This is a genomic window from Curtobacterium sp. MCLR17_055 (assembly GCF_003234305.1).
Classification (GTDB): Bacteria; Actinomycetota; Actinomycetes; order Actinomycetales; family Microbacteriaceae; genus Curtobacterium; species Curtobacterium flaccumfaciens.
The window spans coordinates 15,659-35,223 of record NZ_QKSX01000021.1 but is presented as its reverse complement, the minus strand read 5'-3'; the positions used below and the strand labels follow the sequence as shown (position 1 = coordinate 35,223).

The 19,565-nt window shown below is 71.5% G+C and carries 18 protein-coding genes; 11 read left to right on the top strand and 7 right to left on the bottom strand.

Annotated elements, in window-relative coordinates; genetic code table 11:
• Together DEJ09_RS15930 and DEJ09_RS15925 are read right to left on the bottom strand one after the other, a co-directional pair.
• On the bottom strand, window positions 1-1,575 hold the full coding sequence (locus DEJ09_RS15930) for a phenylacetate--CoA ligase family protein (protein WP_258373928.1): 1,575 nt from the start codon (window positions 1,573-1,575) through the stop codon (window positions 1-3).
• Window positions 1,572-2,609 (bottom strand): hypothetical protein, encoded by a 1,038-nt coding sequence (locus DEJ09_RS15925; RefSeq protein ID WP_111089223.1) that lies wholly within the window; start codon window positions 2,607-2,609, stop codon window positions 1,572-1,574. The genes DEJ09_RS15930 and DEJ09_RS15925 overlap by 4 nt, the downstream gene beginning before the upstream one ends.
• A 106-nt stretch (window positions 2,610-2,715) precedes the next feature.
• Here DEJ09_RS15925 and DEJ09_RS15920 point away from each other — a divergent pair, with 106 nt between their 5' ends.
• The 5 genes from DEJ09_RS15920 to DEJ09_RS15900 all read left to right on the top strand — a co-directional run bounded on the left by DEJ09_RS15920 (window position 2,716) and on the right by DEJ09_RS15900 (window position 7,200).
• Window positions 2,716-3,090: a holo-ACP synthase gene (locus DEJ09_RS15920; RefSeq protein WP_171907809.1), complete on the top strand. Its 375-nt coding sequence runs from the start codon at window positions 2,716-2,718 to the stop codon at window positions 3,088-3,090.
• 81 nt (window positions 3,091-3,171) lie between these two features.
• A complete protein-coding gene (locus tag DEJ09_RS15915) occupies window positions 3,172-3,471 on the top strand; it encodes an acyl carrier protein (protein WP_111033509.1) in 300 nt (99 codons plus the stop codon).
• Window positions 3,468-4,643, top strand: a complete 1,176-nt coding sequence (locus tag DEJ09_RS15910) for an acyl-CoA dehydrogenase family protein (RefSeq protein ID WP_111089190.1) — start codon at window positions 3,468-3,470, stop codon at window positions 4,641-4,643. The genes DEJ09_RS15915 and DEJ09_RS15910 overlap by 4 nt, the downstream gene beginning before the upstream one ends.
• Window positions 4,640-5,617 carry an amino acid--[acyl-carrier-protein] ligase gene (locus DEJ09_RS15905; RefSeq protein ID WP_220034950.1) on the top strand — a complete coding sequence of 326 codons (978 nt, stop codon included), beginning with the start codon at window positions 4,640-4,642 and terminating at the stop codon, window positions 5,615-5,617. The genes DEJ09_RS15910 and DEJ09_RS15905 overlap by 4 nt, the downstream gene beginning before the upstream one ends.
• Entirely contained in the window at window positions 5,614-7,200 is a 1,587-nt protein-coding gene (locus tag DEJ09_RS15900; protein WP_181433385.1) for an alpha/beta fold hydrolase, read from the top strand. Before DEJ09_RS15905 ends, DEJ09_RS15900 begins: the two co-directional genes overlap by 4 nt.
• A 15-nt stretch (window positions 7,201-7,215) precedes the next feature.
• Here the strand turns inward: DEJ09_RS15900 and DEJ09_RS15895 are convergent, their stop codons facing one another.
• Window positions 7,216-8,142, bottom strand: coding sequence for an alpha/beta fold hydrolase (locus tag DEJ09_RS15895; protein WP_181433384.1), 927 nt, complete (start codon window positions 8,140-8,142; stop codon window positions 7,216-7,218).
• 56 nt (window positions 8,143-8,198) lie between these two features.
• Window positions 8,199-8,687 carry a peroxiredoxin gene (locus tag DEJ09_RS15890; protein WP_071248033.1) on the bottom strand — a complete coding sequence of 163 codons (489 nt, stop codon included), beginning with the start codon at window positions 8,685-8,687 and terminating at the stop codon, window positions 8,199-8,201.
• Window positions 8,688-8,928: 241 nt separating this feature from the next.
• On the opposite strand from DEJ09_RS15890, the gene aceE reads away from it, so the two are divergent.
• The 6 genes from aceE to DEJ09_RS15860 all read left to right on the top strand — a co-directional run bounded on the left by aceE (window position 8,929) and on the right by DEJ09_RS15860 (window position 16,696).
• A complete protein-coding gene (gene aceE / locus DEJ09_RS15885) occupies window positions 8,929-11,673 on the top strand; it encodes a pyruvate dehydrogenase (acetyl-transferring), homodimeric type (RefSeq protein WP_111089188.1) in 2,745 nt (914 codons plus the stop codon).
• A gap of 7 nt (window positions 11,674-11,680) precedes the next feature.
• On the top strand, window positions 11,681-12,907 hold the full coding sequence (locus DEJ09_RS15880; protein WP_027465341.1) for a CdaR family transcriptional regulator: 1,227 nt from the start codon (window positions 11,681-11,683) through the stop codon (window positions 12,905-12,907).
• A gap of 95 nt (window positions 12,908-13,002) precedes the next feature.
• A complete protein-coding gene (locus tag DEJ09_RS15875) occupies window positions 13,003-13,944 on the top strand; it encodes an ACP S-malonyltransferase (protein ID WP_111089187.1) in 942 nt (313 codons plus the stop codon).
• The gene (locus DEJ09_RS15870; protein WP_071405345.1) at window positions 13,941-14,993 is read left to right on the top strand and encodes a beta-ketoacyl-ACP synthase III; all 1,053 of its coding nucleotides are present in this window, start codon (window positions 13,941-13,943) and stop codon (window positions 14,991-14,993) included. Before DEJ09_RS15875 ends, DEJ09_RS15870 begins: the two co-directional genes overlap by 4 nt.
• Before the next feature lie 122 nt (window positions 14,994-15,115).
• On the top strand, window positions 15,116-15,364 hold the full coding sequence (locus DEJ09_RS15865) for an acyl carrier protein (protein ID WP_017886710.1): 249 nt from the start codon (window positions 15,116-15,118) through the stop codon (window positions 15,362-15,364).
• An 87-nt stretch (window positions 15,365-15,451) separates the two neighbouring features.
• A complete protein-coding gene (locus DEJ09_RS15860) occupies window positions 15,452-16,696 on the top strand; it encodes a beta-ketoacyl synthase (protein ID WP_027465338.1) in 1,245 nt (414 codons plus the stop codon).
• A 240-nt stretch (window positions 16,697-16,936) separates the two neighbouring features.
• On the opposite strand, the gene DEJ09_RS15855 is transcribed toward DEJ09_RS15860, so the two are convergent.
• The 3 genes from DEJ09_RS15855 to DEJ09_RS15845 form a co-directional block, all read right to left on the bottom strand.
• The gene (locus tag DEJ09_RS15855) at window positions 16,937-17,437 is read right to left on the bottom strand and encodes a DUF3145 domain-containing protein (RefSeq protein ID WP_027465337.1); all 501 of its coding nucleotides are present in this window, start codon (window positions 17,435-17,437) and stop codon (window positions 16,937-16,939) included.
• A gap of 158 nt (window positions 17,438-17,595) precedes the next feature.
• A complete protein-coding gene (locus DEJ09_RS15850) occupies window positions 17,596-18,441 on the bottom strand; it encodes a DUF1684 domain-containing protein (protein ID WP_111089186.1) in 846 nt (281 codons plus the stop codon).
• Entirely contained in the window at window positions 18,438-19,562 is a 1,125-nt protein-coding gene (locus tag DEJ09_RS15845; protein ID WP_181433383.1) for an AI-2E family transporter, read from the bottom strand. Before DEJ09_RS15845 ends, DEJ09_RS15850 begins: the two co-directional genes overlap by 4 nt.
• Window positions 19,563-19,565 lie beyond the last annotated feature (3 nt).

Below are 19,565 nucleotides of genomic sequence, written 5' to 3'. Positions count from 1 at the left end.
TCAGGCCTCCTTCGCCGCGACCCACGACAGGTCGAGGTCCCACTGCTCGACCGACCCGGCCGGCAGCTGCCACACGTACTCGTTCTTGAGCTTCTTGCCGTCCTCGCGGAACGGCCCCGTCCGGTACGGGTAGAACGCCACCGTCGGCAGCGTGCCGGGCGGCGCCGTGCGGATCGCGTTCGAGAAGTCCTTGTTCAACCGCCGCAGCTCGGCGATCACGTCGCCCCGGGCGGCGTCCGCGTCGAACCCGCCGGCACCCGAGGCGAGCTGGAACGCGATGTGCAGCTGCCGGTCACCGCGGTCGTCCTCGTAGCTGATCAGCCGGTGGTTCTCGACGGCCTCGAGCAGCTCCGGGTCGCCGTACACGACGTCCCGCACCACGTCGGGTGCGACGACCGCCCCGTTGTAGTCGACGGACAGGTCGGACCGGCCGTAGTGGAACAGCAGCGGCAGGTCGAGCTCGGCCTCGGCGGCGAGCGCCGCGTGCCCCGTCGCACGCAGCACGGACCGCAGTTCCTTCATCCGCACGACGTGTCCGCGGTCGTGGATGTTGTAGCGGATGCGGGGGCTGATGTTCTCGGAGCGGGCGATGGTCACGACGAGTTCGCCGAGGTCGTTCGTCTCGATCAGGTAACCGAACGGGTTGAACTGGAACACCATCGGCAGCACCCCGTACTCGCCCTGCTTGGTGAGGGCGGCGGAGAGTTCCGGTGAGGCGGCGATCGCCCGGCGGAGCTGCACGCTGAACGGCGTCTCGATGCCGAGGTTGATCTCGAGGTCGCTCGCCCCGTAGGAGCCGAGCACGGCCTGCGCGTACTGCTCGATGTGGGCGCGCATGTTCTCGCTGATGCCCTCACCCCCGAACGCGGCGACGATCGTGTACTGGCTCCAGTCGAGCCGGTCGTCTTCGAACAGGGCCTTCAGGAACGGCGGGTAGCTGCAGATGATGTAGGTGAAGTCGGTGCCGAACTCGCGCATCGTCTGCACGATCTTGTCGCGGTCCGGGCCGATCGACTTGATCATGGACGACTCGGTGAGCGAGGCGGTCACGTTCATCCCGGTGGCCCAGGCCCCGAGCGAGAAGGCGTTGAGCACGAAGGGCTGCTTCGACAGGTCCTTCGCGGTGCGGGAGAACCCGAGCTGCAGCAGCTGTCGGGTGGCCTGGCGTTCGTCGGGGCCGCGCACCCAGCTGGTCGGGGTGCCGCTCGACCCGCTGGACTCGTCGACGACGACGCCGCGTCGGGGCAGGCGTCCGTCGATGCAGCGGTCGGGGATGCTCCAGCGCTTGACGTAGGAGTCCTTGTCCATCTCGGGGAGCGCCGAGATCGCTGCGGCGATCCCGCCACGGGTGTCGAGCCGGGAGGCCCGTCCCGACTCCGCCAGGAACGCGCGGTACGCGGGGACCCGCTTCGCAGCCCGTTCCGCGGTCCGCCAGGCGCGCCAGCGTCCGAGGGTCCAGCGGAGCGGCTCGATGCCGGGCGTGAGCAGGAGCTTGTGGGTGCCGACGCGGGGCATGAACAGTGCGACGAAGGTCTCGACCACCCACACCACCGAGAACACCGCTGCGCGCTTCACCGGGTCCCCCCGACGGTCATCGCTGCTGCGGGTCGGCGGTGTGCCAGGGGTGGTGGGTCGCTGTGTCCGAAGCGGAACAGCATCCAGGCCATCCGCCCGTCGGACTCGTCGACGCCCGCGCGTTCGACGAACGCGGCGTGTGACCGCGGGTTGGTGATGACGGTGCCGAAGGGGTGCATGGCGATGCCGCGGGCGGAGAGCTCCAGCCAGATGCGCATGAAGACCCGTCCGGCCTCGACGTACTCGGCCGGGGTGCTGAACGGTCCCTCGAGCCAGGCGAGCTGTCGGACGCCCCGCATGGTGGACAGGTACACCTTGCGGAAGACCCCGCCGATGCCCGGGGCCTGCCAGAGTCCGCGGTGCTCCATGGCGAACCGGAGCACCGGGCCGGGCATGAGCATCGTCTCGGCGGACAGCCCGTCGCCGGTGGCCGCTGCCTGTCGCTTCGAGAACCGCAGCCAGTGCAGGATCTCGTCGTGCACGGCGTCGTGCTGCAGGTCGTCGAACAGGGTCTCCTGGTTGACGCGCACGATCTCGTCGACGGTGGCCCGGTCGTCGGTGGTGCGGAAGCGCTGCCCGGCCGCCGACGCGATGGCGGACGCGGCCTCGATCGCGGTGGCGTCGACGAGCGTTGCGTCGTAGGGCCTGCGTGAGGTGCGCCGTGCGAGGAAGCCGGCCAGGGCCTCCCGGTCGTCCGCGGTGACCACGTGCGGACGCAACGTCACCGTGCCCAGCCGGTGCAGGCGGTCGTCCGCGCCGGCGTCGAGCCGACCGAAGTCCATCTCGGCGTGGTCGAGCCGTTCCTGCACGGTGTACCCGTGCGCTCGTGCCACCACGTCGAGCCCGGCCAGGAACACCCCGGCGCAGACGTGGCCGAACGGGATGCCGAACGACTCCGCCGGCAACCCCCGTCGCAGGTCGTAGAACACGGTCGCGGTGCGGTCGTCCTCGACGCGCACGACGATCGGTTGCGAGTTGTGCGGCGACGGGTAGTGCCGCGCGTCCTCGATGATGCCCGTCCACGGTGATGCCATCGTTCCCCCTCGGTGGTCCCTGGCGACGATCATACGAACCCCCTCGGCGCCCCATGACCCTCGGGGAATGCGCTGTGGAGAACTCGTGCGTAGCCTGCTCCTCGTGATGACCATCCGCACCGGCACCGACCTCGCCGCGGTCGAGGACGTCGTCGACGCCGTGACGGCGCACGGCGAGCGGTACCTGGACCGGGTGTTCACCCTGCGGGAGCGCACCGACACCGGTGACGACCCGGAGCGCCTCGCTGCCCGGTTCGCGGGCAAGGAGGCCGTCGTGAAGCTGCTCCGGCCGGCTCCGGACCAGGCGATCCCGCTGCGGGACGTCGCCGTCGTGCTCGACGCCGGCGGCGCCCCGACGGTCGAGCTGTCCGGGGCGGCCGCGGCCCTGGCGGAGTCGATCGGGTGCGGCCCGATCGCGGTCTCGTTGGCACACGAACGGGGGCTCGCGGTGGCGACGGCGGTGGCCCTCTCGGAGCGCTGACCCGGCGCTCCGGACAGGGGTGCGGTTTCCCGCACCGGCACGGCGGTTTCCCGAGGGCCGTTCCTCTTTACGGTTGCAGTCATGGAACAGGACCCGAACCCCTCCAGCACCACCGCGACGATCGCCGACCCGGCCACCGACCGGGCCGTCCGTCGCGCCCTCGCCGAGCACGGCAGGCTGACGGTCGACGCGTGGGACGTCGCGTCGATCGCCGACCTCTACGCCCTCGGCCTGACCTCGCACGCCACCGTCAACGTGATGCTCGCGGTGGAGTCGGACCTCGACGTCGAGTTCCCCGACTCCGTGCTGAACCGGTCCACCTTCGCGACCGTCGAGTCGATCGTCGCCGCGGCGGAGCTCGCCGCGGAGCTCGCCTCGTGACCCTGGTCCTGCCGGCACCGTCGGTCGTCGACCGGTTCGCCGAGCGTGCGAGCGCGGTGGCCGAGGTCGCCGCACAGTTCGCCGACGAGGTCGACCGCGACGCCCGGCCCCCGCGCGAGGCCATCGCCGCGATGCGGGAGTACGGCCTGCTCGCGGCAGCGGTGCCGACCGAGCACGGTGGCGAGGGTGCCTCCGTGGCGGAGCTCTCCGCGATCGCGACCGAACTCGGCCGCGCCTGCGCCGCGACCGGCATGGTGTTCGCGATGCACCAGGGCCAGGTCATGGCGCTCTGGCGGCACGGCGGCGACGGTGCCGGCGTGCTCGAGACCATCGAGGCCGTCCGGGGCGGGGCACTCGTCGCGTCCGCCACGACCGAGCGCGGCGTCGGCGGCGACGCCCGGCGGTCCACCTGCTCCATCGAACCGACCGACGACGGCCGGATCCGCCTGCGCAAGGACGCGCCGGTGATCTCGTACGCCACCGAGGCCGACGCGGTGTTCGTCACCGCCCGCCGCGACCCGGACGCCCCGGCGTCGGACCAGCGACTGCTCATCTGCCGCACCGACACGATGGTCCTGTCGCAGACGTCCACCTGGGACACCATGGGGCTCCGCGGCACGTGCAGCAACGGGTGGATCCTCGACACCGAGACGACGACCGACCGCGTGTTCCGCGACGACTACGCCACGATCTCCGCCCAGACCGTCCTGCCGGTGTCGCACGTGCTCTGGGCCTCGGTCTGGCTCGGCATCGCGGTCTCGTCCGCCGAACGTGCCCGCAGCGCCGTCCGCAAGCAGGCCCGCGCCGCCGTCGGGACGACCCCGCCCGGTGCCCTCCGGCTCGCCGAGCTCCTGGTCGACCTGCAGGCCCTGGCCGACTCGGTGCGCCACGCCGCCGAACGGTTCGACGCCGCAGCCGACGACCCGGACGTGCTGGCCTCGAGCGCGTACGCCCTCGCCGCGAACGCCCTGAAGATCGGTGCGTCCGAACGCGTCACCGACATCGTCACGAAGGCGCTGCGCATCGTCGGGATCGCGGGCTACGCCGCCTCGGGTCCGATGAGCATCGCCCGACACCTCCGAGACGCCCACGGGGCCGCCGTCATGGTGAGCAACGACCGTCTCCTCAAGAACGACGCCGACCTGGCCATCATGACGGGAGTGATCCTGTGACCATCACGGACACCACCACGCACACCACCGACACCACCACCGCGGACACCGCCGCCGCGGCCGCGCTCGACGCCGCCCGCGCCGCCCTCCGCACCCGCCTGCTCACCGACGGCGTGCTCCTCGACCTCGGCACGCCCGGCCTCTACGGCCGCACCGGGGTCTTCGAGCGCGTGTACGCCGCGGTCGACGCCGCAGCGGTCCGCAGCCAGCAGCACCTCGGCGCCGAGGTCCTGCGCTTCCCGCCGGTCGAGCCGCTCGCGTCCTTCGAGCGCACCGACTACATCGCGTCGTTCCCGGACCTCGCCGCGTCGATCTCCGGGTTCACCGGCGACGACCGCACCCACCGCGCACTGCTCGCCGCCCGCGAGCGCGGTGAGCGCTGGGAGGGGTTCCTCGAGCCGGCCGACCTCATGCTCACCCCCGCGGTCTGCCACCCGGTCTACGGCCTGATCGGCGACACCGTGCCCCGGCAGGGCCGGTTCTTCGACGTCCTCGGCGACTCCTTCCGCCGCGAGCCCTCGCTCGACCCGATGCGCCTGCAGGCCTTCCACATGCACGAGTTCGTGCACGTCGGCACCCCCGCGTCCGCAGCGGCCCACCGGGACGGCAGCATCCCGGTGATGCGCGCGCTGCTCGAGTCGTTCGGGCTCGAGATCGATGTCGTCCCCGCCAACGACCCCTTCTTCGGCCGCGTCGGGCAGATGCTCGCCCGCAACCAGGTCGAGCAGGCGCTCAAGTTCGAGTTCGTGACGAAGGTCTACGGTCCCGACCACGACGCCACCGCGATCAGCTCCGCGAACCTGCACGAGGACCACTTCGGCACCTCGTTCGGCCTCCGCACCGAGGACGGACAGGTCGCGCACAGCGCCTGCATCGCGTTCGGCCTGGAACGCATCACCATCGCCCTGTTCGCCGCCCACGGCACGGACCTCGACGCCTGGCCGGCGTCCGCCCGCGCCGCCCTCGCCCTGTGACCACGCTGCACGGCTGGTCCGGATCGCCGGCGATCCGCGCAGCGGTCCAGCTCCCCGCCGCCGCGCGCGCCGGCGTCGTGATCTGCCCGCCGCTCGGGCAGGAGGGCGTCATCGCGTACCGCACGCTCCGTCTGCTGGCCGACCGCCTGGAGGCCCGTGGCATCGCCTCGGTGCGCTACGACCCGTCCGGACGTGGTGACGGCGCCCCCGACACCACGCCGGACGCGCAGGTCCGGTCCGCACGCCACGCCGCCGCCGTGCTCCGCACGACGGGGGTGCAGCACGTCGCCTTCGTCGGGCTGGCCTCGGCGGCCCTCGTCGCCGCGAACGCGGCCGCGGACACCGACGGCCTCGTCGTCTGGGACGCCCCGGCATCGGGCAAGGGGTGGCTCCGCCGGCAGCGCGCCCTCGCGACCATCACGATCGGTGCCGACCGCGTGGTCGACGGCGTCGAGAGCCTCATCGGGTTCGACGTCGCGCCGGACGAGGCCGCCGCACTCGCGGACCTCGCCTTCGCCCCGCGCACCGGGCCCACCGTCGCGCTCGTCCGTCCGGGTGCCCGGCCGCCGAAGCCCCTCGGTGGCCTCGAGGTGACCGAGGTCACCGGCAGCGCCGAGCTCCTCGACGGCACGAGCATCCACGCCCGCATCCCCGGAGCCGCCGTCGACACCGTCGTGGCCTGGCTCGACACCTGGGCGCCCGAGACGGCGGTGCCCGTCCGCGTGCCCGTCCTCGACGAGGTCCTCGACGTCGACGGCCGCGTGTCGGAGCGCATCGTCCACCTCGGCGATCAGGGCCTGTTCGGGATCGAGACCGTCTCGTCCGCCCAGCACCACGACGCCCCCGTCGTCGTCCTCCACAGCGGCGGCGCCGAACACCGCGTGGGGGCCACCGACTACCAGGTCGAACTCGCCCGCGCCCTCGCCCGCGACGGCGCCCGGGTCGTCCGGGTCGACCGTCGTGCCACCGGCGAGAGCACCGGCGTGCACGAGGACGAGCGGAGCTTCCTGTTCGCGCAGGAGTGGGTGGAGGACCAGTCCGCCGTCGTCACCGCACTCGCCACGCCCTCGGACCGGCTCGTGCTCGTCGGCATGTGCGCCGGCGCCTGGGTCGCGGGCCGCGCCGTCGAGGAGGCCCCGCGCCTGGTCGTCGAGATCAGCCCGAACGACTACCGTCGCGTCCCGGCCGAGCCCGGCTCGTACGCCGACGGGGTCCGGGCGATCGACGCCCCGTCGCCCGCCCGGATGTGGGTGCGCGAGCGGTACAACCGCTTCGTGCCGAAGGCCGTCCGCGACCGCATCGCCCGTCGCGACCGGATGGGCGGGGTCGTCGGCCACGTCCGCCCGCTCGTCGAGCACGGCACCGACGTCGTCGTGATCGTCGCTCCCGAGGACGCCGCCCTGTTCGACCGGCTCGGTGGGCAGAAGGCCGTCCGGCGCTGGCCCGGTGACGACCGTCGCGGCTCGGTGTCCGTCGTCCGCGTCGAGGACGGGGACCACGCGCTGTTCTCCCCGACGATGCGCGAGGCCGTCGTCGCCGAGGTGCGCTCCCGCGTCGCGGCGACGTTCCCCGTCCACACCTGACGCTCCTCGACCTGCTCAGCGCAGGCCGAGCTCCCGCGCGACGGCGTCGGGACGCTCGACGTGGGCGAAGTGCCCGCAGTCGTCGAGCAGCACCGTCCGGACCTGCGGCACGAACGCCCGCAGCGCCTCGAGGTCCGAGACGCGGGCGAACACGTCGTCGCGCCCGGCGATCGCCGTCACCGGGCAGGTGATCGAACGCCACCGGTCGACGTCGTACGCCGCCGCCGACCGTGCCGCCTCCGTGAACTGCTCCGGCCGGAGCTCCTCGACGAAGGCCTCGAGCACGCTCGGGTCCAGACGTCGAACGTGCGTGAACACCGGCGCCGCGACGAGCGGCAACAGACCGATCCGCGCGATCCCCCGGAGCAGCGGACGAGCGGTGCCACCGGTCACCGTGAGGCCCGCACGCAGCAGGGTGAACGCCGGCAGGGTGCCGAGCGCCCGCACCGGGTGCCGAGCCGCACCGGCGGTCGCGACCGTGGTGCCGGACACGAGGGCGAGCGACCGCACCCGCTCAGGCGCCACCACCGCCAGGTGCAACCCGACGAACGCTCCCATGGAGTGCCCGACCACGTCGACCGCGCCGAGGCCCAGCGCACCGAGGACCGCCGACACGGCACCCGTGACAGCGTCGAGCCCGAGCGGACCGTCGGGAGCCGGCGAGGACCCCCAGCCGGGCAGGTCGACGAGCACCAGCCCGCGGTCCCCGATCCCGTCCGCGGCGCGCAGCAACGGTGTCCACGTCGACCAGGAGCCGGCGACGCCGTGCAGCAGCAGGAGTGGGTCCGGGCCGGCGCGGTGGTGCACCACGACTGGCCCGGTCGGGGCCTCCACGACCGTGCGGGACAGCCCCCAGGCGCCGGGCGTGACGCGCACCGGGTACGGGGCGTACGCATCAGCGGTGACCCCGTGACCACGTGGGTCGGTGTCGATGGCGTGCACCGGGCCTCCTGTCCGACCGTCGACGCGGACGCGTCCGTCAGGAGGGATTCGGAACGCTAGCCGACGGGGACGGGTGCCGAACAGGCGGCGAGCCGGTCGAGGGCCGCCTTGTACTCGGCGACGTCGCGCTGCAGGCCGGGCTCGGTGATGATCGAGGCCTTGATGCGGCCCTGCACGTCGATGACGAAGGTCGCGCGGGTGGCGAAGCCCTTGTTCTCGAGGAACACGCCGTACTCCTTCGAGACCGCGCCGTGCGGCCAGAAGTCGGCGAGCAGCTCGAAGTCGTAGCCGTTCGTCTCGGCGAACGAGCGGAGCGTCGCCTTCGAGTCGACCGAGATGCCGAGCAGCTCGATGCGCTGGTCCTGGAACATCGTGATGTTGTCCTGCAGGGTGCAGAGCTCGTTCGTGCACCCGGACGAGAACGCCAGCGGGAAGAAGACGAGTGCGACCGGGCGGTTGCCACGGAAGTCGCTGAGTCGGACGTGCTCACCGAACTGGTTCGGGAGCTCGAAGTCCGGCGCGAGTGAGCCGATCTCCAGTGCCATCGCTACGTGTGCTTCTTCCTCGGGCGTGGGGTGTGCCCGTCGGGTCCGTGCGCCGCGGATCGCGTGTGCACGATCGGCCATGCTACGCCGACGACACGCGAATGCAAGCACCCGTCCACCTGCACGTCACCATCAGCATCAGCGTCGGTCCTGGGGCCTAGAGTGGACGGGGCCCCAGCCGGTCGCGACCCGACCACCGGAGCCACCATGTCCACCACCACGAGAACGAACGAGGTCAAGGGTGACGGTGAACGACCAGGACCCGTACAGCGCCGGGGCGAACGACCAGGATCCGCAGGAGACCGCCGAATGGCGTGAGTCCCTCGACGGGCTGGTCCAGACCCACGGACACCAGCGCGGTCGCGAGATCATGCTGAGCCTGCTCAAGCGGTCCAAGGAACTGCACCTCGGTGTGCCGATGGTCCCGACGACGGACTACGTGAACACCATCGCGCCGGAGAACGAGCCGGAGTTCCCCGGCGACGAAGAGCTGGAGCGCCGGTACCGCCGCTGGATCCGCTGGAACGCGGCCATCACGGTGCACCGTGCACAGCGTCCCGGCATCGGGGTCGGCGGGCACATCTCGACGTACGCGTCGAGCGCTGCGATGTACGAGGTCGGCTACAACCACTTCTTCCGCGCGCAGGACCACCCCTCCGGTGGCGACCAGGTCTTCTTCCAGGGCCACGCCTCCCCCGGCATGTACGCCCGCGCGTACATGGAAGGTCGCCTCTCCGAGGACCAGCTCGACGGGTTCCGGCAGGAGAAGTCGCACGCCGGCGGCGGCCTGTCGTCGTACCCGCACCCGCGCCTCATGCCGCACTTCTGGCAGTTCCCGACCGTGTCGATGGGCATCGGCCCGATCAACGCGATCTACCAGGCGCAGCAGGCCAAGTACCTGTCGAACCGCGGCATCAAGGACGCCATGGACCAGCAGGTCTGGGCGTTCCTGGGCGACGGCGAGATGGACGAGGTCGAGTCCCGCGGGCAGCTCCAGGTCGCCGCGAACGACGGCCTCGACAACCTGAACTTCGTCATCAACTGCAACCTGCAGCGACTCGACGGTCCGGTCCGTGGCAACGGCAAGATCATCCAGGAGCTCGAGGCGTTCTTCCGCGGTGCGGGCTGGAACGTCATCAAGGTCGTCTGGGGCCGCGAGTGGGACGACCTGCTCGCCCGTGACACCGAGGGCGCGCTCCTCAACCTGATGAACCAGACGCCGGACGGCGACTACCAGACGTACAAGGCCGAGAACGGTGCCTACGTGCGCGAGAACTTCTTCGGGCGCGACCCGAAGGCGCTTGAACTCGTCAAGGACTACACCGACGACCAGATCTGGAACCTCAAGCGCGGTGGCCACGACTACCGCAAGGTCTACGCCGCGTTCAAGGCCGCGACCGAGCACAAGGGCCAGCCGACCGTCATCCTGGCGAAGACGGTCAAGGGCTACGGCCTCGGCCCGAGCTTCGAGGGCCGCAACGCGACCCACCAGATGAAGAAGCTCACGCTCGACAACCTCAAGCAGTTCCGCGACGAGATGCGCATCCCGATCTCCGACGCGCAGCTGGAGGAGAACCCCTACACGCCGCCGTACTACCACCCGGGCAACGACGACGAGGCGATCCAGTACATGCACGAGCGTCGTCGCGCGCTCGGTGGCTACGTGCCGGAACGTCGCACGAAGTACACGCAGTTCACGCTGCCGGACGACTCGAAGTACCAGGTCGTCAAGAAGGGCTCCGGCAAGCAGGAGGTCGCCACCACCATGGCGTTCGCACGCCTGCTGAAGGACCTGCTGCGCTCGCCCGACTTCGGCGACCGCGTGGTCCCGATCATCCCGGACGAAGCACGCACGTTCGGCATGGACGCCTACTTCCCGTCGGCGAAGATCTACAACCCGAACGGCCAGCACTACACGTCGGTCGACCGCGAGCTCCTCCTGGCCTACAAGGAGAGCCCGCAGGGCCAGATCATCCACGTGGGCATCAACGAGGCGGGCGCCCTCGCGGCGTTCACCGCGGTCGGCACCTCGTACTCGACGCAGGGCGAGCCGCTCATCCCGGTCTACGTCTTCTACTCGATGTTCGGGTTCCAGCGCACCGGCGACGCCATCTGGGCCGCCGGCGACCAGATGACCCGTGGCTTCATGATCGGCGCGACCGCCGGCCGCACCACGCTGACGGGCGAGGGCCTGCAGCACGCGGACGGCCACTCGCCGCTCCTCGCCACGACGAACCCGGCCGTCGTCTCGTACGACCCGGCGTACGGCTACGAGATCGGCCACATCGTCAAGGCCGGCCTCGACCGCATGTACGGCACGAACGAGGACGGCTCGCCGAAGCACGCCGACCCGAACGTCATGTACTACCTGACGGTCTACAACGAGCCGCTGGTGCAGCCGGCCGAGCCCGAGGGCGTCGACGTCGAGGGCATCCTCAAGGGGATGTACCTGCTCAAGGCGAGCGAGCACGACGGCCCGAAGGCCCAGCTGCTCGCGTCCGGTGTCGCCGTGCCGTGGATCCTCGAGGCGCAGCAGCTCCTCGCCGAGGACTGGGGCGTGTCGGCCGACGTCTGGAGCGTCACGAGCTGGGGTGAGCTGTACCGCGACGGTGTGGCCGCCGAGCAGCAGGCGTTCCTCAACCCGAACGAGCCGGCCCGCACGCCGTTCGTCACCGAGCGCCTGCTCGGCACCGAGGGCCCGGTCGTCGCCGTGAGCGACTTCATGCACCTGGTGCAGGAGCAGATCCGCCCGTTCGTGCCGACCGACTACGCCACGCTCGGCGCCGACGGCTTCGGTTTCTCGGACACCCGTCCGGCCGCTCGCCGCTTCTTCCACATCGACGGCCCCTCGGTCGTCGTGCGGACGCTGCAGCAGCTCGCCCGCCAGGGCAGGGTCGACGGCGCGCTCGTCCAGCAGGCGATCGACAAGTACCGCCTGCACGACGTGACCGCCGGCACCACCGGCAGCGCGGGCGGCGAGAGCTGATCAACCCGTGACGACGGTCCGCCCGGACCACGAGAGCCAGGAGAGCGCGCGCGAGCGAGCGCTCTCCTGGCTCCGTCAGGTGTCCGGAGAACTCTCCACCGCCACGATCAAGCGGCTCGAGGACACGCTCCCCTGGTACAGCGAGATGCCGCCGGGGCGCCGCTCCGCCGTGGGCCTCGTCGCCCAGGCGGGCATCACCTCGTTCATCAGCTGGCTCGAGGGCACCGCGTCGACGCCGTGGATCGCCGCGGCCGACGTCTTCGGGTCCGCCCCGCGGGAGCTCCTGCGCTCGGTGAGCCTGCAGCAGACCCTGCAGCTCATCCGCGTCGTGGTGACCGTGGTCGAGGAACGCGCCGCCGACGACGAGATGCTGCAGGAGGCGATCCTCAAGTACTCCCGCGACATCGCGTTCGCCGCAGCCGACGTCTACGCCCGCGCGGCCGAGGCCCGCGGTCTGTGGGACGCCCGGCTCGAAGCGCTCGTGGTCGACTCGATCCTCTCCGGCGAGTACGATGACGAACTGCCGTCCCGCATCGCCGCCCTCGGGTGGCACGGCCACGGCGAGGTCGCGGTGCTCGTCGGCACCGCACCGAAGCAGCTCGAGGTCGACCAGGTCCGCCGCACCGCACGGCACATGGACGCCGACGTGCTCGTCGGGGTCCAGGGATCGCGGCTCGTCGTGGTGATCGGCCGCGCCACCCCCCGTGACGACGTCCCCGAGGGCGAGGAGCCCGTCTCCTTCACGACCATCGCGCAGGCCCTCGAACCACTGTTCGGCGAGGGGCACCTGGTGCTCGGCAACGAGGTCCCCGGGGTCGTCGACGCCTCGACCAGTGCGAAGGCCGCCCTCGCCGGGTTCGCCGTCGCGCGTGCCTGGCGCGGCGTGCCCCGCCCGGCCCTGGCCGACGACCTGCTGCCCGAACGTGCCCTGGCCGGCGACCCCCTAGCCCGGTCCGCCCTGGTGCAGCGCATCTACGTCCCGCTCAAGGACCAGTCCACCGAGCTCCTGCAGACGCTGTGGTGCTACCTCGACACCGGCCGGTCGCTCGAGGCCACGGCGCGCGAGCTCTTCGTGCACCCGAACACCGTGCGCTACCGCCTGCGCCGGGTCGCCGACATCATCGGGTGGGACGCCACGCACGCCCGGGACGCCCTGATCGTGCAGTCGGCGCTCATCCTCGGCGCGATGTCCGAGTCCGCGACCGGCCGTCGCCGCATCACGCCCCGACGCTAGAGCGCTCCGGACGGTAGAGAACCGACAATGTCCCGCGGGGATTCGTGTGGGAAGTCCACACGGGCCCCGCGGGGCGAGAACGCGAGGATTGTCCGGTGATCGTCGTCGTCGCGCCCGGACAGGGCTCCCAGACCCCCGGCTTCCTCGCCCCCTGGCTCGAGGACGCCACCGTTCGTGAACGAGTCGGGCAGTGGTCGGAGTCGATCGGCGTCGACCTCGCCGAGCTCGGCACGAACTCCGACGCGGACACCATCAAGGACACCGCGCTCGCACAGCCCCTCATCGTGGCCGCCGGCCTGGTGACCGCCGAAGCACTGCTCGCCGAGGGCCGTCGTGCCCTGGTGGGCGGGGTCGCCGGACACTCGGTGGGCGAGTTCACCGCCGCCGCGGTCGCCGGGATCCTCGAGCCGACCGACGCCGTCGCCCTGGTTGCCGAGCGCGGCCGGGCCATGGCCGACGCCGCAGCGCTCGAGCCGACCTCGATGGCCGCCGTCCTCGGTGGCGACGCCGACGCGGTCGCCGCAGCCCTCGCCGAGCACGGCCTCGTGCCCGCGAACCACAACGGTGGCGGCCAGACCGTCGTCGCCGGTGCCGCAGACGCCATCGCGGCCCTCGCCGCCGATCCGCCCGCCAAGGCCCGGGTGATCCCGCTCGCCGTGGCCGGTGCGTTCCACACCCGGTACATGGCCCCCGCCGTCGAGCGGGTCGTCCCGGTCGCGGCCGCCGCCACCGTGCAGGACCCGACCCTGCCGATCTGGACCAACGCCGACGGCTCCCGCGTCGACGACGGGCGCCGCTTCGTCGACCTCATGGTCCAGCAGATCGCGAGCCCCGTGCACTGGGACGCGGTCATGGAGTCCTTCTCCGCCGCAGGTGTGACCGGCATCATCGAGCTCGCACCCGCCGGTGCCCTCGTCGGCCTGGCGAAGCGCGGCCTCCGCGGCACGCCGACCGTCGCCATCAAGACCCCCGACGACCTGCCTGCAGCGATCGACCTGCTGCAGCGCGCGGGCCAGGAAGCAGACGCAACCGCATGACCGACCCGACCACCCCGACGGACGCCCCCACGGGCCTCCCGACCGGATCCGCGCGCCCGCTGCTCCAGCAGCGCCGCGGCCACGAGTTCACCCGGATCCTGGCGTTCGGCGCCGCCCGTGGCGAGAACGTCGTGCCGAACGACGACCTCGTCGGCCCGATCGACTCGTCCGACGAGTGGATCCGCCAGCGCACCGGCATCATCACCCGCAAGCGAGCGGGCAAGGACGTCGAGGCCGTCGACCTCGCCGAGGCCGCCGCACGCGAGGCCATCGAGAAGGCCGGCATCGAGCCGTCCCAGATCGGCGTCGTGCTCGTGAGCACCGTCACGCACACCGTGGCGACCCCGTCGATGGCGTCGCTGCTCGCCGAGCGCATCGGCGCCACCCCGGCCGCCGCGTACGACATCAGCGCCGCCTGTGCCGGGTACGCCTACGGAATCGCCCAGGCCGACTCGTTCATCAAGTCCGGGCTCGCCGACCACGTGCTGGTCGTCGGGGCCGAGAAGCTCAGCGACGTCGTCGACCCGACGGACCGCTCGATCTCGTTCCTGCTCGGGGACGGTGCCGGCGCCGCCGTGATCGGCCCGAGCGACTTCCCGGGCATCGCCCCCACCATCTGGGGTTCCGACGGCTCGAAGTGGGACGCCATCGGCATGACCGCGACCTACAACGAGTGGGAGGCCGGAGCACCGCGTCCGACCATGCGCCAGGCCGGGCAGACGGTGTTCCGCTGGGCCGTCTGGGAGATGGTCAAGGTCGCCCGCCAGGCGCTCGAGACCGCCGGCGTCCGCCCCGAGGACCTCGCCGCGTTCGTGCCGCACCAGGCGAACATCCGCATCATCGACGAGTTCGCCAAGCAGCTCGGCCTGCCCGAGACGGTGACGATCGCCCGCGACATCACCACCACCGGCAACACCTCCGCCGCGAGCATCCCGCTCGCCACGCACCGCCTGCTCGAGGAGCACCCGGACCTGTCGGGCGGCCTCGCCCTGCAGATCGGCTTCGGCGCTGGACTCGTGTTCGGTGCCCAGGTGGTCGTCCTCCCCTGATCCCCGTCCGGTCGCGCAACCGCGCGCCCGGTCCCCATCCCGACGAGCCTCCGCGCACCCGGACCCCGCGTGCCCTAGGCTGGTCAACGGTCAAACGACACCCCCCTTCAAGGAGAACACTCATGGCCCTGTCCAACGAAGAAGTCCTCGCCGGCCTGGCCGAGCTGATCAACGACGAGACCGGTATCGCCACCGACACCGTCGCCGCCGACAAGTCCTTCACGGACGACCTCGACATCGACTCCATCTCGATGATGACCATCGTGGTCAACGCCGAGGAGAAGTTCGACGTGAAGATCCCGGACGAAGAGGTCAAGAACCTCAAGACCGTGGGCAACGCGGTCGACTACATCGTCAAGGCCCAGGCCTGACACGAGCTTCCTGAGCGCCGCGGCCCGCGGACCCCTGCGGGCCGTGGCGCTCATCTTGTTCACCCCAACGAAAGAGCACGTCGTCCCATGACCAAGAAGACCGTCGTCGTCACCGGGATCGGTGCGATCTCACCCCTCGCCGCGACCGCCCCGGACACCTGGGACGCGCTGCTCGCCGGCAAGTCCGGCATCACCCGCATCGAGGACCCCCGCTACGCCGAGCTCGAACTCCCCGTGGAGTTCGCCGGCCAGGCGCGCCGGTTCCTCACCGACCAGCTCACCCGCCCCGAGTCGAAGCGCCTCGACCCCTCGTCGCAGCTGTCGCTCGTCGCGGCACGCGAGGCCTGGGCCGACGCCGGCATCGACGACGAATCGGTCGTGCCCGAGCGCCTCATCGTCGACTGGGCGACGGGCATCGGCGGCGTGAACACGCTGCTCGACGCCTGGGACACCCTGCGCGAGAAGGGGCCGCGTCGCGTCCTGCCGATGACGGTCCCGATGCTCATGGCGAACGGTCCCGCCGCCGCCATCGAGATGGAGTTCGGCGCCCGCGGTGGTGCCCGCACCTACCTGTCCGCCTGCGCGTCCTCGACCGAGTCGCTGGCCGAGGCGTACCGACACATCGCCGACGGCGACGCCGACATCGTCATCACCGGTGGCGCCGAGGCCGCGCTGCACCCGCTCCCGCTGGCCGCGTTCGCCGCGATGCAGGCCCTGTCGCGCCGCAACGACTCCCCCGAGACCGCGTCGCGTCCCTACGACGTCACGCGTGACGGCTTCGTGCTCGGTGACGGCGCAGCGGCGCTCATCCTCGAGTCGAAGGAGCACGCCGAGGCCCGCGGTGCGACGATCTACGCCGAGGTCGCCGGCTCCGGCATCACCTCGGACGCCTTCCACATCACCGCGCCGGACCCCGAGGGCAGCGCCGCCGCCCGTGCGGTCCTGCAGGCCCTCGAGCACGCCGACGCGAGCATCGAGGACGTCGTGCACGTCAACGCGCACGCCACCTCGACCCCCGTCGGTGACGTCGCCGAGTACCACGCGATGCGTCGGGTCTTCGGCGACCACCTGGACGACGTCGTGGTGTCCGCGACCAAGGCCTCGACGGGCCACCTGCTCGGTGGTGCGGGTGCGATCGAGGCGGTCTTCACCGTCCTCGCGCTGCACAACCGCGTCGCCCCGCCGACGATCAACCTGCACGACCAGGACCCGGAGATCGTCATGGACGTGGCCCGCGAGCCGCGCGCACTGCCCGAGGGTGACCTGCTCGCGGTCAGCAACTCGTTCGGCTTCGGCGGCCACAACGCCGTGGTCGCGTTCCGCAGCGTCTGATCCGTCCCACCCTGCCAGGAGGCCCGTCCCGCGTCGTCGGGGCGGGCTTCCGTCGTTCCGGTGCCGGTTGGAGTCCCGGCAACACGCCGTCGTGTCGCTGAGGCGCCCCGGAAACGACGAGACGCCGCCGTATTCGGCGGCGTCTCGAGTCTTCGGCGGCGTCAGGACAGCACGCCGGCGTGTTGCGCACCCGACGTCGGCGTCCGGCGCACCCGAGACGCCGGCGTGTTGCGAGTTGGCTCAGCCGACGCGGTGCAGCCAGACGACCGGGTTGCCCTCGGCCGCGTGGCGGAAGGGCTCGAGCTCGTCGTCCCAGGCCTGCCCGAGGGCGAGCCGGAGCTCACGGTGCAGCTCGAGGGCGTTGCTGCCCGCGACCTCCATCGCGTAGCGCACCCGGTCCTCGGGGATGACCATGTTGCCCGTGACGTCGGTCTGCGCGTAGAACACCCCGAGGTCGGGCGTGTGCATCCAGCGACCGCCGTCCGAGGCGCTCGTCGGCTCCTCGGTGACCTCGTACCGCAGGTGTTCCCACCCGCGCAGGGCCGACGCGATCGCGGCACCGGCGCCCACCGCACCGGTCCACGTGTACTCGGTCCGGCGCGCACCGTCCTGCGCGGGCTGGTCGAGCCACGAGAAGTTCACGGCGCGGTTCATCGCGCGACCTGCTGCCCATTCGACGTGCGGGCAGAGCGCGCGGGGTGAGGAGTGCACGTAGAGCACTCCTGTCGTCGTTCCGTTCACGGTTCCTCCGATACGTCAGGTGCGACTTCCCCATCGACCTGGTGCGGAGGATCCTGACCCGAGGGGCCACGGAACCATCGGTATGCGATTGTGATGTCCCGACGGGACACGCCCATTATGCAGCGCTGCGGCTGGGAACGGCAAGGAACCGACCCCGATCAGTGCAGGACGGCACCGTTGGCGTCGACCGGGTGTCGCTCCCCCGCCGTGATCGGCACCGGGACGCGGTTGTCCTCCGGTGGGATCGGGCACGCGTACTGGTACGAGAACGCGCACGGCGGCAGGACCAGCAGGTTCCAGTCGAGCTCGACCGTGGCCTCCGTGCCGGGGTCGTCGAGGTACAGGAACCGACCCATCGAGTAGTTGCTGCCCGGGTCGTCCTCGGGCAGGGCACTCGTGGCGTCCTGCACGATGAGCTGCAGCCGCGGGGCTCCGCGGTGGGCAGCCGACCGGACGGCGACGAACCGCACCGTGGCACCACCCACGACGGTCTCGACGTGTCCGGCGACCGGCAGGGCGTCGCCGGCGGCGTCGCGGACGCTGCCACGGGCCTCCAGGGCGTCTCCCGCCAGCGGGACGTACGTGCCGGACGTCACCCAGTCGCCGGACCACGCGAAGCGGGCGATCTGCGCGAAGCGGGCGATCGCCTCGGACGACGGGTCCCAGACGCGCAGGGTGTCGCCGCTGACGGTGCCGGCGAAGCCGTCCGGCAGCGCGACGGTCGACGGCACGACGGCGGTGTCCCCGGCCACCAGGACCGTACCGTCGACCGGGACGCCGTCGACGACGACACCGTCGGAGGCCTCGGCCGTCACGGTGAGTCCGCCGACGGCCGGGGCCCACGTCCCGGGGACCGGCCAGACCGGCTGCGGGTGGTCGACGTGCTGGGCGTTCACCAGGGCGAGCGGCCCACGGGCACTGCGCGCCCAGCGGTCACGATCGTGGACGTGCTCGGCGAAGGCGGCGACGACCGCGTCGTCCGGTGCGCCGGTGCCGCTCGTCACGCCTGCTCCTGGCGGGGGTAGATGACCTTCTGCACGATGATGATGACCGACGCCGCGACGGGCAGCGCCACGAGTGCGCCGAGCACTCCGCCGATCGTGCCGCCCGCGACCGCCGCGATGACCACGAGCGCGCCGGGCACCTGGACCGCACGCGACATGATGCGCGGGGAGATCAGGTAGGCCTCGACCTGCATGTAGACGAGGTAGTAGATGGCGGCGGCGAGGGCGGTGGCCGGCGACGCGAAGAAGCAGAGCAGCGAGATGACGATCGCGGCGGCGAGCGTGCCGACGAGCGGGATGAGCGAGCCGAGGAACGCGAACGACGCGAGCAGCACGGGCAGCGGGGCCCCGATGATGAGCAGGAAGAAGAAGCTCAGGATGCCGTTGATCAGTGCCTGCGAGACCTGCCCGACGACGTAGCGGCCGACAGCCTGCGTGATCTGCTCGCTCACGTCGATGAAGTTCTGGCGGCGCGACGCGGGCACGAACCGGTACGTCGCACGCTTCATGCCCCGCATCGACGCGAGGAAGTAGAGCATCAGGATGATGACGATGAGCGCCCCGGTGACCCCGGACAGGATGCCGCTGCCGACCGCCAGGATCCCGCCGCCGACGCTGAGCAGGTTGCCCGGCTTCTCGACGAACGACTGCAGCGACTGCAGCGCGTGGTCGATGTCGAACGACCCGGCGAACTGCTTCGACAGGTCCTGCACCCACTGCTGCTGCGAGATGTCCTGCACGATGTCGGGGAAGTTCTGGATCAGGTTGGACGCCTGCTCCACCAGGATCGGCACGACGGCGAACACGATGCCAGCGAAGGCCCCGAGGACCGCGACCACGACGATCGTGATGGCGGACCAGCGCGGGATGATCCGCTCCAGGAACGACACGAGCGGGTCGATGCCGAGTGCCAGGAACAGCGCGACCCCGATGTAGACCAGCACCGTGCTGAGCTCGTTGATGATCGCACCGGCGAGCAGCGCGACGAGCACCCCGATGGCGCCCATGAACCCGAGGCGGAAGGCGTTCACGCGCACGCCGGTACCGCCACGGGTCACCTCGAAGGTGACGTTCGGTGTCGGTGCGTGGTCGTCCTGCGACGTGTCGCGCTTCCTTGGCATGTG

What these genes read in the sequence shown, in the direction of transcription:
- DEJ09_RS15865 (WP_017886710.1), top strand. Translation starts at nt 15,116, where the DNA reads ATGGCCCTGTCCAACGAAGAAGTCCTCGCCGGCCTGGCCGAGCTGATC.
- DEJ09_RS15860 (WP_027465338.1), top strand. Translation starts at nt 15,452, where the DNA reads ATGACCAAGAAGACCGTCGTCGTCACCGGGATCGGTGCGATCTCACCC.
- DEJ09_RS15870 (WP_071405345.1), top strand. Translation starts at nt 13,941, where the DNA reads ATGACCGACCCGACCACCCCGACGGACGCCCCCACGGGCCTCCCGACC.
- DEJ09_RS15925 (WP_111089223.1), bottom strand. Translation starts at nt 2,609, where the DNA reads ATGGCATCACCGTGGACGGGCATCATCGAGGACGCGCGGCACTACCCG.
- DEJ09_RS15890 (WP_071248033.1), bottom strand. Translation starts at nt 8,687, where the DNA reads ATGGCACTGGAGATCGGCTCACTCGCGCCGGACTTCGAGCTCCCGAAC.
- DEJ09_RS15920 (WP_171907809.1), top strand. Translation starts at nt 2,716, where the DNA reads ATGACCATCCGCACCGGCACCGACCTCGCCGCGGTCGAGGACGTCGTC.
- DEJ09_RS15845 (WP_181433383.1), bottom strand. Translation starts at nt 19,562, where the DNA reads ATGCCAAGGAAGCGCGACACGTCGCAGGACGACCACGCACCGACACCG.
- DEJ09_RS15915 (WP_111033509.1), top strand. Translation starts at nt 3,172, where the DNA reads ATGGAACAGGACCCGAACCCCTCCAGCACCACCGCGACGATCGCCGAC.